The organism is Clostridium thermopalmarium DSM 5974 (assembly GCF_002995795.1).
In the GTDB taxonomy this organism is placed as follows: Bacteria; Bacillota; Clostridia; order Clostridiales; family Clostridiaceae; genus Clostridium_H; species Clostridium_H thermopalmarium.
This window is the reverse complement of sequence record NZ_PVXN01000054.1, coordinates 1-14354: the sequence shown is the minus strand read 5'-3', so window position 1 is coordinate 14354 and position 14354 is coordinate 1. Positions and strand designations below refer to the sequence as shown.

Annotated in this window: 13 protein-coding genes, 1 other RNA gene and 1 other annotated feature; of the genes, 4 read left to right on the top strand and 10 right to left on the bottom strand. The window is 32.4% G+C overall.

The window, feature by feature from the left end; translation table 11 throughout:
* Positions 1-104: 104 nt before the first annotated feature.
* From CPAL_RS10950 to CPAL_RS10925, 6 genes are all read right to left on the bottom strand, one after another.
* Positions 105-1127, bottom strand: a complete 1023-nt coding sequence (locus tag CPAL_RS10950) for an ABC transporter substrate-binding protein (RefSeq protein ID WP_106024611.1) — start codon at positions 1125-1127, stop codon at positions 105-107.
* Positions 1128-1150: 23 nt separating this feature from the next.
* Positions 1151-1942: an ABC transporter ATP-binding protein gene (locus CPAL_RS10945; RefSeq protein WP_207654933.1), complete on the bottom strand. Its 792-nt coding sequence runs from the start codon at positions 1940-1942 to the stop codon at positions 1151-1153.
* The gene (locus tag CPAL_RS10940; RefSeq protein WP_106024609.1) at positions 1936-2886 is read right to left on the bottom strand and encodes an ABC transporter permease; all 951 of its coding nucleotides are present in this window, start codon (positions 2884-2886) and stop codon (positions 1936-1938) included. Before CPAL_RS10940 ends, CPAL_RS10945 begins: the two co-directional genes overlap by 7 nt.
* Before the next feature lie 278 nt (positions 2887-3164).
* On the bottom strand, positions 3165-3695 hold the full coding sequence (locus tag CPAL_RS10935) for a helix-turn-helix domain-containing protein (protein ID WP_106024608.1): 531 nt from the start codon (positions 3693-3695) through the stop codon (positions 3165-3167).
* A 535-nt stretch (positions 3696-4230) separates the two neighbouring features.
* On the bottom strand, positions 4231-5397 hold the full coding sequence (locus tag CPAL_RS10930) for an aminotransferase class I/II-fold pyridoxal phosphate-dependent enzyme (protein WP_061858065.1): 1167 nt from the start codon (positions 5395-5397) through the stop codon (positions 4231-4233).
* A complete protein-coding gene (locus CPAL_RS10925) occupies positions 5394-5873 on the bottom strand; it encodes an Lrp/AsnC family transcriptional regulator (RefSeq protein WP_061858066.1) in 480 nt (159 codons plus the stop codon). The genes CPAL_RS10930 and CPAL_RS10925 overlap by 4 nt, the downstream gene beginning before the upstream one ends.
* 55 nt (positions 5874-5928) lie before the next feature.
* Positions 5929-6183: a binding site (T-box leader), on the bottom strand.
* A 201-nt stretch (positions 6184-6384) separates the two neighbouring features.
* On the opposite strand from CPAL_RS10925, the gene CPAL_RS10920 reads away from it, so the two are divergent.
* Entirely contained in the window at positions 6385-7344 is a 960-nt protein-coding gene (locus CPAL_RS10920) for an NAD(P)-dependent oxidoreductase (RefSeq protein WP_106024607.1), read from the top strand.
* A 129-nt stretch (positions 7345-7473) separates the two neighbouring features.
* Here CPAL_RS10920 and CPAL_RS14030 read toward each other — a convergent pair whose 3' ends face one another.
* From CPAL_RS14030 to CPAL_RS10905, 3 genes are all read right to left on the bottom strand, one after another.
* Positions 7474-7626 carry a hypothetical protein gene (locus CPAL_RS14030; protein ID WP_207644345.1) on the bottom strand — a complete coding sequence of 51 codons (153 nt, stop codon included), beginning with the start codon at positions 7624-7626 and terminating at the stop codon, positions 7474-7476.
* Between the two features lie 203 nt (positions 7627-7829).
* A complete protein-coding gene (locus CPAL_RS10910) occupies positions 7830-9029 on the bottom strand; it encodes an FprA family A-type flavoprotein (RefSeq protein WP_061858067.1) in 1200 nt (399 codons plus the stop codon).
* Positions 9030-9089: 60 nt separating this feature from the next.
* Positions 9090-10997: an acyl-CoA dehydrogenase family protein gene (locus tag CPAL_RS10905; protein ID WP_106024606.1), complete on the bottom strand. Its 1908-nt coding sequence runs from the start codon at positions 10995-10997 to the stop codon at positions 9090-9092.
* A gap of 542 nt (positions 10998-11539) precedes the next feature.
* Here CPAL_RS10905 and CPAL_RS14115 point away from each other — a divergent pair.
* Both CPAL_RS14115 and CPAL_RS10900 read left to right on the top strand, forming a co-directional pair.
* Positions 11540-12046, top strand: coding sequence for a hypothetical protein (locus CPAL_RS14115; protein WP_242976312.1), 507 nt, complete (start codon positions 11540-11542; stop codon positions 12044-12046).
* Positions 12043-13560, top strand: coding sequence for a methyl-accepting chemotaxis protein (locus tag CPAL_RS10900; protein ID WP_242976311.1), 1518 nt, complete (start codon positions 12043-12045; stop codon positions 13558-13560). Before CPAL_RS14115 ends, CPAL_RS10900 begins: the two co-directional genes overlap by 4 nt.
* A gap of 96 nt (positions 13561-13656) precedes the next feature.
* Here CPAL_RS10900 and ssrA read toward each other — a convergent pair.
* Positions 13657-14013: a transfer-messenger RNA gene (gene ssrA, locus CPAL_RS10895) on the bottom strand.
* Positions 14014-14235: 222 nt separating this feature from the next.
* On the opposite strand from ssrA, the gene CPAL_RS10890 reads away from it, so the two are divergent.
* The coding region (locus tag CPAL_RS10890; protein ID WP_146126585.1) for a helix-turn-helix domain-containing protein at positions 14236-14354 on the top strand (119 nt) is incomplete at its 3' end.

The window sequence follows — 14354 nt, the reverse complement described above, 5'->3', positions numbered from 1 at the left end:
ATTTTTAAAATTACCTTTAGTATTAACTAAAGATTATATGCGAATGAAAAAAGTGGCTATATCCCATAAGATCTAGCCACTTCTAAAATATTTAACTTTAAACCTTAGAAACTAATAAAAGTATCTTCAACAAGTTTTTCTATATCTGTATTGCTATCAAGTATACCTTGTTTCTTCATAGCTTCAAGAGTATTTTTAAAATCATTTTTTGCTTTTGCTGCATCTGCTTTAAATTCATATTCACCGATTAACTTGCTGTTTTCAATTTCATCCCCACTGCTTACATATTTTTTCTCAACAGTAAGCTTAGCTGCATCTTGTGGATGTTCTTGAACCCAAGCACTTGCTTCAGACCACGCTTCTGTAATAGCCTTAGCAAGTTCTGGATTATTCTTTGCAACCTTTCCACTTACTCCCACATAGCAGCAGTAATTATCTTGAGCATTTTCATCATGATGATTATCATGGTTATCATGATTCATATTTCCAAATATCTTTCTAGCCTTACCTTGTGATACTGCTAGAGCACCATATGGATCCCATGCTGCAAAGGCATCTATATCTCCTTTTTCAAGAGCTTGTTGAAGTTGAGCTTGAGGATATACTCTCCATTCTACATCGTTTTTAGCATCTATTCCTGCCTTACCTAACTCAATAGATAAAAGTACCATAGGAACTCCACCGATTGCGTCTATTCCTACTTTCTTTCCTTTTAAATCTGCAACTGACTTAATGCTAGAATTTATTGGTACAACCCCTTGTATGCATCCAGTATGCACTCCATTTGTAAGCTTAATATCAAGTCCTTGTTCAATAGATTTAAACATTCCTGGAGAAATTTGTGCACCATCTATTTTTCCTGATGCTAGTCCTTCTTTTAAAGTCTCAGCGTTAATATTAACAAGCTCTACATCTAAACCATGTTTCTTAAAAATTCCACTTTCAACTGCAGCATATAATGGTGCTTCGCATGTACCGTTATATGTTCCTAAAGTTACCTTTGTTAAGCCTTCAGAATTAGTTTGTGAAGCAGTATCTTTATTAGAAGATTGCTTGCTTCCACATGCTGTTAACAGTACAGTTGAAATTGACAATACGCTTATAATTTTTATAATACTTTTATTCATGGTATCTCCTCCTGAATTATAGATTAAATATAATACTCTGGCTGTTTTTCTTCTTCTTGAACAAAATTAAGCAACTGCAAAATCTTATTTCGAAGAAATATAAACTCTGGTTGATTTCTCTTTCGTTTATGTTTCATATCTACTTTGATAACATGATGAACCTTACCTGGACGTGGTGACATAACCACTATCTTATCGCTTAAATAAACAGCTTCATCAACATCATGGGTAATTAATATCATTGTATTTTTTCTCTCTTGCCAAATTCTTATAAGCTCGTCCTGCATATACATACGAGTAAATGCATCTAAAGCACCTAAAGGTTCATCTAAAAGCAATACTTTAGGATGATTTACTAATGCTCTTGCAATAGCTGCACGCTGTGCCATACCTCCTGATAACTGATGAGGATAAGCTTTTTCAAAGCCTTTTAATCCTACAAGTTCAATATACTTATCAATCTCATCTTTCTTTTTGTGATATAACTTTCTTGCCACTAATCCACTGCCAATATTGTCATATATATTTAACCACGGAAATAAGTTAGGATTTTGAAACACAAGCCCTCTTTCATAGCTTGGCCCTTGTATCTCCGCACCATCAAGAAAAACCGTACCAGAGGTTTGTTTTTGAAGTCCTGCTATTATTCTTAGTAAAGTAGACTTACCGCAGCCGCTGGGACCTACAATAGATACAAACTCTCCTGATTGTATTTCCATATTTACTCTATCTAATGCTAAAATCTTATTATTTTCATGATCTGTGAATTCACAGCTTAAATCCTTTATTACTATATTTCCTTCCTTTTTTACCATTTTATCAGCCCCTTTTGCCATACTAATATTTTGTCTCTCATCTTAAATAACAAGGTTATAATTGTAGAGAATAGTATTGACATAACTACAAGGCTTGCATATACCTTTTTATATTCAGCCCATCCTTGAGCCCAGTTTATATACCAGCCGAGTCCTGCTTTAACACCTAACATTTCTGCTACTATTAAGGTAACAAAGGATGTTCCAAGACCCATAAATAATCCTATAAAAATATTAGGCAACGAAGCAGGTATTGCCACTCTAAATATTTGATAGTACTTATCAGCTCCCAGGGTTTGTGCTACCTCAAAATAAGATTTTTGAACATTTGCAATTCCTGAGCTTGTCATTACAGTTACAGGAAACCATACCGCTAATGCTAGTATAAATACACTAGCCGTAAAACTGCTTGGGAATAATGTCATAGCTATTGGTATCCATGCTGTTGCAGGTATTGGTCCAATTGCCTTCTGCAAAGGAGAAAGCCAATAGTTGAGCTTTGGATTCCACCCAATCATAACACCTGTAACTAAGCCTAAAATAGCACCTATAGAATATCCTATAACTAACATTCTAAGAGAATACAAAGTACTTATACCAAGCATTCTCCAATCAGTTATAATAACATCAACCACTTGCCCTGGTGCTGGGAAATATGGCATTGGTAATATAGTAAGCTTTGAAGTAAGAACTTCCCACAGACACAGTAGTAATATACCCGCACTAATTAATGGTGATTTTTCTTCAAGCTTATGATGTAATGTTGAATTTTTTAGAGAAACTATATTTAACAATAAAATAATAACTAAAATTCCAATAAGTACAGGAATCCAGAACGTCGTTTTATAAATCGCAAGTTTATCTGGAACAAATTTACTTACAGAAATTGCTATAAGCAATGTTATCATAGGTAAAACCATCCTAAAATTACTCTTATTTTTCATCCATTCTCCTCCTTTTATATTATTCCTATATGATTACTAGGTATTTGCTCAAAAAATAAATACTTATCTTAGGTAAAGCTTTTTTATAAATACGCCTTTATATTTCCTAGTTATCCTATATGTTATTCAGTATAATTTTATATATTTATTTTCATCTTGTCAATACTTTCATATAACATTTCAATTATTCCTATAGATATACTGTAGTATATGCGTTTCAAAATTAAATCGTGCAACAATTTAGTTCTAGTGGAGGTGCCTCTACTCCTACACTTTCATTAACCTTCACTAGCTAGAGCTTCACTAAGGTTTTCCGGAGCAGATGGATATCCTAAAAGCATAGCTTCCAGCTTATTAAAATCATATTTTCTCTGTTCATAATCATTAAAGCTATCCTTTTTATTCTTACAATTATTATATGTATTTTTAAAATTCCTTTTATTAATATTGAGGCTATTTTTATAACTAGGTTTATTATAGTGTTTTTCAATTAAAGAATTTAACTTTTCATGGATATTAGCTCTCTTTGAATTATCCTTAGCTTTATGATGATTCATATTTAATTCATATATATTGCTGATAGAACCTCTTCTTTTAATTTTTACTAGTCCAAACTTAACCAATTCCTTTAATGCTCTCTGCACAGTTCTAACGCTTTTATTTAGCCTATATGCTAAGGTCTTTTGTGATGGAAAACATATAGTTTTATCATTAAAACAATAGCTTTTTAGAATACAGTATAGTTTAAAGGCTTGTCCACTTAATCCTAAGTTTAACACTTCATTTTGTACCATTGTAAAATCTCTCATATCTATCCCCTCCAAAGTGTAGATATGCACCTTTAATACAATGTGTACAAAAATAAAAATTTTGTTAGTGGATATTTTCGATTAGTATTATTAAATTTGTATTATTATATTGATATTCTTTATATATCAATTGTGTCATATTAGAAAAGCCATCATTGTCATATAAGATGCGACCTATATGTCGTATCTAATGCGACAAACAAAAAGTTTAGGAGTAGAAGAAGTGGAAAGCGGAGCCGCCAAGCACAACACAAAAGGAGTGTTGCGAAAGGAATATTTATAAACTATCATAAATAAAAACCATGCATATAAGAGAATATATTTCCCTGTTTATGCATGGCTTTTGATTTTATACAGGACTTCTATGCATTTTGCAACAGTCCCTTTTTCTATAAATATTACTGTTAGCTACTTGGCACATAAAATTTGCGGTACATTGGTGAGATATTTAAACATCACCTATAGGATTTGCATTGTAGAAAGCGTTGAACAAGCATTAGAAGCTTTTCTAAATGCAAATCCTATAATTGATGTTTTATCTAATTTTATTTAAAAATCTTTCTATTCTCTTTAGCGCTTCTAATATGTTGTCCATAGATGATGCATAACAAGTTCTTATAAAACCTTCTCCACAATCTCCAAAGGCATTGCCGGGAACAGCTAAAACTTTTTCTTCCATTAAAAGTTTTTCGCAAAATTCATCTGAGGTTAAGCCTGTAGATTTTATGCAGGGAAATAAATAAAAAGCTCCCTTAGCTTCAAAACACTCAAGTCCCATTTTTCTAAATCCATCAACCATAACCCTTCTTCTTCTATTGTACTCTTTTACCATCTCTTCTACATCTTTATCACTATTTCTCAAAGCTTCAATGGCAGCATATTGTGCAGTTGTTGGTGAACACATAATTGCATATTGATGTATTTTTTTCATAGCATCTATTAAAACAGGATGTCCACACACATATCCCATCCTCCATCCTGTCATAGCATAAGCTTTTGAAAATCCATTGATTACTATGGTCTTATCTTTTATTTCTGGAAAACTTGCTATAGATACATGTTTTCCTTCGTAGGTAAGTTCAGCATATATTTCATCTGATATAACAATTAAGTCCTTATCCTTTAAAACATCTACAATTGGTTTTAAATCCTCTCTTGTCATAATAGCTCCTGTTGGATTATTAGGGAAAGGAATTATAACCACTTTAGTTTTTGGAGTAATGGCCTTTTCTAAAAGCTCAGGAGTAAGTTTAAAGTTATCCTCATCTCTAAGATTTATAACTACTGGTGTAGCCCCTGTGAAGGTTGTACATCCCTTATAGGCTACAAAGCTTGGTTCTGGAATAATTACTTCATCACCAGGACCTACTAAAGCTCTAAGAGCTATATCTATACCTTCACTTCCTCCAACAGTAACAATAATTTGATTATTAGGATCATATTTCAAATCATACTTTCTACTTAAATAAGCTGAAATCTCTTCTCTAAGTTCAATAAATCCTGCATTAGAAGAATAGTGGGTATGTCCTTTTTCTAAAGAATAAATACCGGCTTCCCTTATATTCCAAGGTGTAACAAAGTCTGGTTCCCCAACCCCCAAAGATATAACATCCCTCATCTCGTTTATCATATCAAAGTATTTTCTTATGCCTGATGGAGGCATATTTTTAACTTGCGGTAAAATCATATTCTCCATTATCATATAAATATTGCCTCCCTATCGTCTCTTATCTTTTCTTCAAATATAGTTCCGTTATCTTTATATTTTTTAAGTATAAAGTGAGTTGCTGTACTCAAAACTCCTTCTTGAGTAGCTAATTTTTGTGCTACAAAAAGAGCTACTTCTTTCATAGTCTTACCCTCTACAATTACTGTTAAATCAAATCCTCCTGACATTAAGTAGCAGGCTCTAACTTCTGAAAATTTATATATTCTCTCTGCTACCTTTGCAAAACCTTCTCCTCTTTGTGGAGTTATTTTTACTTCAATTAAGGCTATAACGCTATCTTTGTTTGTGTTCTCCCAATTTATTAATGCAGGGTATCCTAAAATAACCTTCTTATCCTCATATTCCTTTATTGCAGCTCTTACTTCTTCAACAGTTTTTCCTACCATAGAAGCAATCTCTTCTTCGCTATACTTGCTATTTTTCTCAAGGATTTCTAGAATCTCTTCCATATTAAATACCTCCTAATTTATATATTTATCTATAATAAAAAATCCCTCATCTCCATAAAGGGACGAAGGATTTTCGCGGTACCACCCTAATTAGTGCTACTTAGCACTCTCTCTAACCTAGAATTGATTATTCTATTCCTCTATAACGTGAGGATACGTCTTCCTCTATTGTAAGAATTAAAACTTAATTCTTCTTTCTCGATTGGAAACTCAAGGGCTGCTTTCTATATAGTTCCATTACAGTGCTTTCACCATCCACCGCTCGCTTTGAACTTATCCTATATATACTTCTCCCTATCATAGTTTTTATGTTTTATTATTTTTATATATTATAATCCAAATAGGGTTTAAAGTTCAATAGATTTTTATCATTTGTAATCTTTTACATTTTGTTTATAAACTCTAATGTTATGCTCTTGAATATATTTGTATTCTTACTTTATAAAATATATTCTTTTTAAATGAAATTTTGTATAATATATATTGATTATGAAAAATTTAGGAGGGTAATATGGAAAATATAGTATTTCTTAATTCAGGTAAAATTGACTTTGATAAGAAATTAGACCTTTCTTGCTTTGAAAACCTTGGCACTGTTACAAAATATGATTCTAGCACTAATGATGAAATCTTAGAAAGAGTTAATAATCAAAATGTTGTTATCTCTAAGGAATTGCCCCTTGGAAGAGATTTAATATCAAACTTTCCTTCGTCTGTCAAATTAATTTGTGAAGCTGGAACTGGCTATAACAATATAGACCTGGATGCAGCAAAGGAAAAAGGCATTACTGTGTGCAATATTCCAGGATATAGTTCTGAGGCCGTAGCTCAACTTGCCATTGCCTTTATGCTAAACTTAAGTTCTTCATTACATATACAACAAGTAATGATAAAGCAGAAGAACTTTACTAATTTTACAGAACACCTTAAGGTTCCTCATTTTGAAATACAGAATAAAACCCTTGGAGTAATCGGTGCTGGAAGCATTGGACAGCAAGTAATAAAAATTGCTAGAGCCCTAGGCATGAATGTTTTAGTATACAGCAGAACTCCAAAACATTGGGAAGACCCAAATATAAAATTTGTATCTTTAGAAGAACTTCTTAAAAATAGCGATTTTGTAAGCCTTCATTGCCCACTTACACCAAGCACAAAGCATATCATAAATAAGGACAGATTAAATATGATGAAACCTTCAGCCTTTATCATAAATACATCTAGAGGAGCTCTTATAAATGAAAATGATTTAATAGAAGCTCTTCGTGAAAAAAGAATAGCTGGTGCAGCTTTAGATGTTCAAGACCCTGAACCACCTGCAATCACCAATCCTCTATTTGAAATAGATAATGTTATTCTTACTCCTCATATAGGATGGAAATGTTTTGAATCAAGACAAAGACTTATTCAATTATTAGCTGATAACATAAAAGCCTTCATTGAAGGAAATCCTATTAACGTTGTAAGCCAGTAAGGCAGCAGTTAAATATATTAAAAAATTTAGGATAAAAATAAAAGCTGTATTGTTTTTTCCAAATACAGCTTTTATTTTTTAGTTGTGTTTTGAAATTTTTGAGTTCATTATAATAAGAAGCTACAATTCTTATTTAAGTTCATCTAAAGTAGGTTCTCTCTCTATAATGAATTTTTCTCCATCACCAACTACTATAAGTGGTATTCCTATTTTACCTTGCTCTTTAACCTTATCAAATTCTGGTCTGAAGTCTCTGCATCTTAAATACATCTTTAAATTCATTAGATTTTCACTAATATCAAAATAGTCAAAATCTATATTGTTTGCGGAAAGAAACTCTTTCACTGGTTCACATTGTGGTCAGTATCTGCTTCCAAAAACAGTTACTCTCTTCATTGTTATTCCTCCATGTACCAAAATTTATTCATTGTCTTTAGTTTACTATAATATCAATATTATTTGCAAGTGCAACCTATTTAGGAATATTACTTCATTGAATTTATAATGTTATCCGCAATCTCCTCAATTAAATCTGCATCTTCTTCCTTCAAGCTTGAGCTTATAGTCATTTCACTATCTAAAATAGTCATATCTTTCATACTCTCTATAAGTTCACGCATTAGTTTACCAGATTGAGGAGCCCATGATCCATTTTCTAAAATAGCAAAAGTACGTTTTTGAAGATTTAGCGCCTTCATATCCATTATATAGTTTAGCATTGGTGGATAAATTTTTAAGTTATAAGTTGGAGAAGCAAGAACTATATGGCTATATTTAAATGACTCAGAAATCAAGTATGACACATGAGTTTTTGAAACATCATACATAGCAATATTGGTCATTCCTTTTTTAGCTAAGCTAATTGCTAAATTATTAGCAGCTGCTTCTGTATTTCCATACATTGTTCCATAAACAATCAATACACCTTTTTCTTCAGGTTCATAGGTGCTCCACTTATTGTACTTATCCAAGAAATATTCAAAATTATTTCTCCATACTGGTCCATGCAATGGACAAATCATCTTAATATCGATAGTAGAAGCTTTCTTTAAAAGAGCTTGAACATGAGGACCATATTTTCCTACAATATTTGTATAATATCTTCTTGCTTCATCAATCCAATCACGATCAAAGTTAACCTCATCATTGAATAGTCTACCGTCTAATGCTATAAAAGATCCAAAGGCATCTGCTGAGAATAATACTCCATTAGTAGTATCATATGTTACCATAGCCTCTGGCCAATGTACCATTGGAGCAGTTATAAATACAACCTTATGCTTTCCAAAAGACATGGTGTCGCCTTCTTTAACTTCTATTATCCTGTCACTAACTTGAAACCCGAACTGATGCATGAACATAGCAGCCTTTTCTGTGCATATAATCTTTGCATCTGGATAACGAATAATAACCTCTTCAATGGAAGCTGCATGGTCAGGCTCCATATGATTGATTACAATATAATCTAAAGATCTGTCCCCAAGGACTCCTTCAATATTCTCAATAAATTGACGGCAAATTGACCAATCTACAGTATCAAATAATACTGTTTTCTTATCCAAAAGCAAATATGAATTATAAGAAACTCCTCTTTCAATTGGATGAATATTTTCAAACAAGGCAAGACGGCGATCATTGCCGCCTACCCAATAAAGATCATCTGTTACATTTCTAACACAGTACATAAACTTAGTCCTCCTTTATACTAAAACAGATTAGGTTATTATGGTCATTTATTATAGAAATTATACTTCTATAAACATATCCTTGCCTTCACCACATGCAGGGCAATTCCATTCTTCAGGTAGATTTTCAAATAGTGTTCCAGGAGCTATTTCGCCTTCAGGATCACCTACACCAGGATCATATTCATAACCGCATCCATTACATACATGATATTTCCATGTTGGAGCAGCTTTCTTTGGAACAGCTCTCTTCATCTTTTTCATTGGTGGTGCCTCCTTCTTTGGTTCTCCATTATCTAACGCAGCAGTAAGCAATGGTACTACTTCCTTTATATCACCAACAATTCCATAGTCTGCGTTCTTAAATATTTTTGCATTAGGATCATTATTTATAGCAACTATTGTAGAAGCATCTTTTATACCCTTCAAATGTTGGCCTGCACCTGAAATACCGCAAGCGATATATAGATTTCCTTTAAACTTCTGTCCAGACATACCTACATAACGATTGATAGGAACATATTTAAGGTTTTCAGCTACTGGACGAGAAGATCCTATAGCAGCACCAGCTTGAATTGCTAAATCCTCTATAAGCTTCATGTTTTCTTTTTCCCCTATACCTAGACCTACACTAACTACTCTTTCAGCTTTATTGATAGGAGTGTCTATAGGAATTCCAACTGTAAAATCATATCCATCTTTCTTAAGTGCTTCAACAAGTGAGTTAACTCTTTCTTCTAAAGTTCCATCTTTAAAGATTATTTTCTTACGATAACCTGTTATAGGTCCTCTTTGAAAAACCTTAGCCCCATCGTTATTTTTAGGCATTTTACCTATTATATTAGAAGCTATAACAACACGTTGAATTTCATTAGTTCCTTCATATATTGTGCATATCTTAGCATCTCTGTATGCACGCTCAACTTCCATACCCTTCATATAACCGCTTCCGCCAAATATTTGAAGAGCATCGTTGACGATTTCAAGACAAACGTCTGAAGCATATTGTTTAGCCATAGCAGCTTCCATGCTGTAACGTTCATGATTCTCTTTTAATTCTGCCGCACTATAAACAAGCAATCTAGCTGCTCTAAGCTTTGTTGCCATATCAGCTAATTTGAAAGCAACTATCTGCTGTTGACAAATAGGCTTACCAAATTGTATTCTTTCTTTTGAATACTCTAAAGCATTCTCATAAGCTCCTTGAGCGATTCCAAGAGCTTGAGCTGCAATACCAATACGTCCACCATCTAATGTTGTCATAGCAATCTTGAAACCTTCGCCTTCTTTTCCTAATAGATTTTCTTTAGGAACCTTTACATTATTGAAAATTAATTCTGCAGTAGCTGAGGAACGGATACCCATCTTATCGTAATGCTTACCAAAAGTAAAACCTTCCCATCCTTTTTCAACAATGAATGCACTGATACCACGAGTACCTATACCTGGTGTAGTAACTGCAAAAACAATATATATATCAGCTTCACCTGCATTAGTAATAAAAATCTTTTCACCATTTAGAATATAATAATCGCCTTCTAGAACAGCAGTTGTTTCTGTACCTCCAGCATCACTACCAGCATTTTCTTCTGTAAGACCAAATGCTCCAAGTTTTTCACCTTTTGCTAGCGGGACTAGATATTTTTGTTTCTGTTCTTCTGTTCCATAAGCTGCAATTGGATATGTGCCTAAAGATGTATGAGCTGAAAGGATTACGCCTGTACCGCCATCAACCCTTGATAATTCTTCAACGGTAATTGCATAACTGATTACATCCAGACCTGCTCCACCATATTCTTTTGGATATGGTATTCCCATCATCCCCATATCAGCCAGTTTTTTAACTACTTCAGAGGGAAATTTATTTTCTTGATCTAACATAAATGCAATAGGCTTAATTTCTTCTTCAGCAAATTCTCTGATCCTTTTTCTTAAAATTTCATGTTGGTCTGTAGTCTTAAAAGACATAAGCGCACCTCCCTATAATTAAAGCAACTAGTATAATTTATACGTAATATGCCATATGTCATATTACAAATATTTTTTATTAATAAATTTTACTAATTATATAATTTATTATACTCCTTAATAATAATTATTACAAGATTAATATTAAATATGTTTTTGTTAAGTTATTCACAATTGCACAATTAAAGCAGATGGCAAATTATAAATATGAGTTATCTATAGAATACAAAATATTCTTATTGTGGATTTATTTATAAAATAAAAAATAACCTCAAAGAACCAAAATTCATTATTAGTTCTACGGGTTATTACTCGGATCATATATGTACATGAAAAAATATACAGTTAATTAATTACATAGATTTATATTAAAATAAACCAACTAGAAATTCATTTTTAGCTGGTTTTATAATCCTAGTTAAAATATATAAGGTATAGAAAATTATGTTGAATTAAGGGAATAATTATTGAAAAATGTTAAAATTCAGTGTAAAATCTAACTAATATTCATAATACATAATATGGCAGAAAGGATGTTTATAGTGAAGATTACTAAAAAAAGAAATTACTCATTAAAATCTAAGATAACCATTAGTTCGTTTCTTGTGTTAACAATCTCCATTATATTACTGGCAATCATGTCTTTCAATATAATAAATAAAAAATTTGAAAATCAAGTAAAAGAAGATGGGATAAGTCTTGTTGAAGAAATAGCATCTGAAATACAAAGCAATAATACTATAATGGAACAACTAGATAATTTACTAGGAGATAAAATTTGTGCTGTTGCTTACTTAGTTGGACAGCATCCTAATATCTCTAATGAATATTTATCAGAAGTTGCTAAAGCAGTTAATGTTCAAGAAATCGATATAGCAGATCCATCAGGTGTTATAATTTATTCTAACTTAGCAGTCAATATTGGATATAAGTATCCAGAAAACCATCCTGTGCAAGCAGTTTTGCAGAAACGCCAATCAAAAATTATTGAGCAAATAAGAAAAAGCCAAATGAAAAAGATGGAAATTTTTATAAGTATGGAGCTATGACTCTAAGCAATGGAGGAATAATACAGGTTGGGATAATTGCAAACGAAGTTAAAAAATTAAACCAAACTGTAAGCAATCAAAATTTAGTTGATAGGTTAGGTAAAAAATCTAATATAGTTTATGCATTAACTATTGATCCTGATTTAAAAACTACTGCCCATAGTGATAAGAGTAGAATAGGAATCACTCTAACCGATGAAGGAAGTAAGGTAGCAGCTCAAGAAGGAAAAATGTTTTCATCCTTATATAATTATAAAGGACAAAATGTATATGATGTACTAATGCCTCTAAAAGATAACGATACCAATTTAGGAGCCGTGGATATAGGACTTTCATTAGAAAATAAAAATGCAGCTGTAAAAAGTGTTGCAATAAGCTTTACTATAGTTGCTATTTTAGCGCTTATTATTGGAGGATTTATTTTAAGGTTAATTATTAATTCTACTTTAAATCCTTTAAATAAATTAGCACAAGCAGCTGAAAATGTAGCACAGGGTCATTTAACGGAAAATATAGATATTAAGAGCAATGATGAAATAGGAAATCTTGGAGTTAGTTTTAATAACATGGTTCTAAATTTAAAAAATATGGTTACTAAAATAAATGATATATCAACAAATCTTGCATCATTCTCCAAAACATTATTAATTTCAGCAGAGCAAGTATCAAAAGTATCAGAAGAAATTTCAAATTCTACTCAAGAAGTTGCAGGTGGAGCAGAAAAACAACTCAAAGCTTCTAAAGACGTTTCATCAAGTATGCATAATGTTGTAGATGATATGGGAAATATAACTGAACAACTTTCTGGAATAGTGAAACTTTCTGAAGACACAAGCAGATTGGCTGCTGATGGTAGAGAGAAAATGAATAGTATGGTAAATCAAATAGAAACAATAAAAAATAGTGTAAACTATACATCAAACATTGTTTATGAACTCCAAAAAAATTCTAGTGAAATAGGAAATATAATTGAAATAATGGATGGAATAGCAGATCAGACGAACTTATTGGCACTTAATGCCTCCATCGAAGCCGCTAGAGCTGGTGAAGCAGGAAGAGGATTTGCAGTAGTTGCCGATGAAGTCAGAAAATTAGCAGAAGAATCTATGAAATCCTCAAATAGTATTAAACAGCTAATTAATGATACCCAAGATAGAACAAATAGAGCTTTAGCTGCAATAGAAGAAGGAAATAGAGAATCTGAAAAAGGACAAGAGTTAGCTGAGATTGTAGGACAATCTTTAAATGAAATTATAAGATCTTTTGAAAATACTAAAGAAAATTTAGAAAAGTACAATAATATGATAATAAATGCTAGAAACACTATAGACAACTTGGATAAAAGCATCCAAGATATTCAAGTTATTTCTACGAATACCGCATCAAACACTGAGCAGGTTGCCGCATCTACTGAAGAGCAAGTCTCTGTACTCCAAGAGATTACAGGAAACATAAAAAAACTTGCTGAAATGGCTGCAGATCTGGAAGACAGCATTAAACTGTTTCAAGTTTGAGTTTTTTAAATGTTTTCATATTTTATTTCTACTAAAAATAGTAAAAGTCCTTGAAATCAAGGACTTTTCATTGTATCAATATTATAAATTTATGTATGGTGGAGGCGAGGGGAGTCGAACCCCTGTCCGAAAGCAGCAATGCCACAGCATCTCCGAGTGCAGTCAGTATTTTAACATTCCCTCCATCTCACTCCTACTGACAGGATTGAGATTTCAGTAGCTTCATAATTTCCGTTCCTTGGTCAAAGCTTTCCAAGGCTCGGTTCCCCACTGGTCGACGCCCTATCCCAAGTCGTGGGACTCTCGGGTAGAACGAGCAGCTATACTAAGCTGCTAATGCAAAATTATCTTCTGCGTTTATATTTAATTCCCAGTTTTTTAACGCTGGTCCAGGAAACCATCGACTCGCTTCTGCAGCACAACATACCCCCGTCGAAAGCCATATACGCCCCCATGTGATATATTGTTTGCTAAGCAACATATATTAAATTTTTTAAAACCATTCTGTAATATGGTATTATATCATGACATATTTCTATTGTCAATAATCTCTCATTAACTGCTTACTCATGGTTCATTGTAAAATTAAATGCAACAGATAAAAAAATATTAAAACCATAGTGAAAATCATGTATGATATAGGTGTTGAGTATAAACATACAGGAGATTTTCACTATGGTTCATGATACTGATTATAACACACCTATACGTTCTTTTAAACACCTAAAGCTATATGAGCGTGGGGAAATTTATGCATTGCTTAAAGAAGGTAAAAGTATTCGCTATATTGCTAA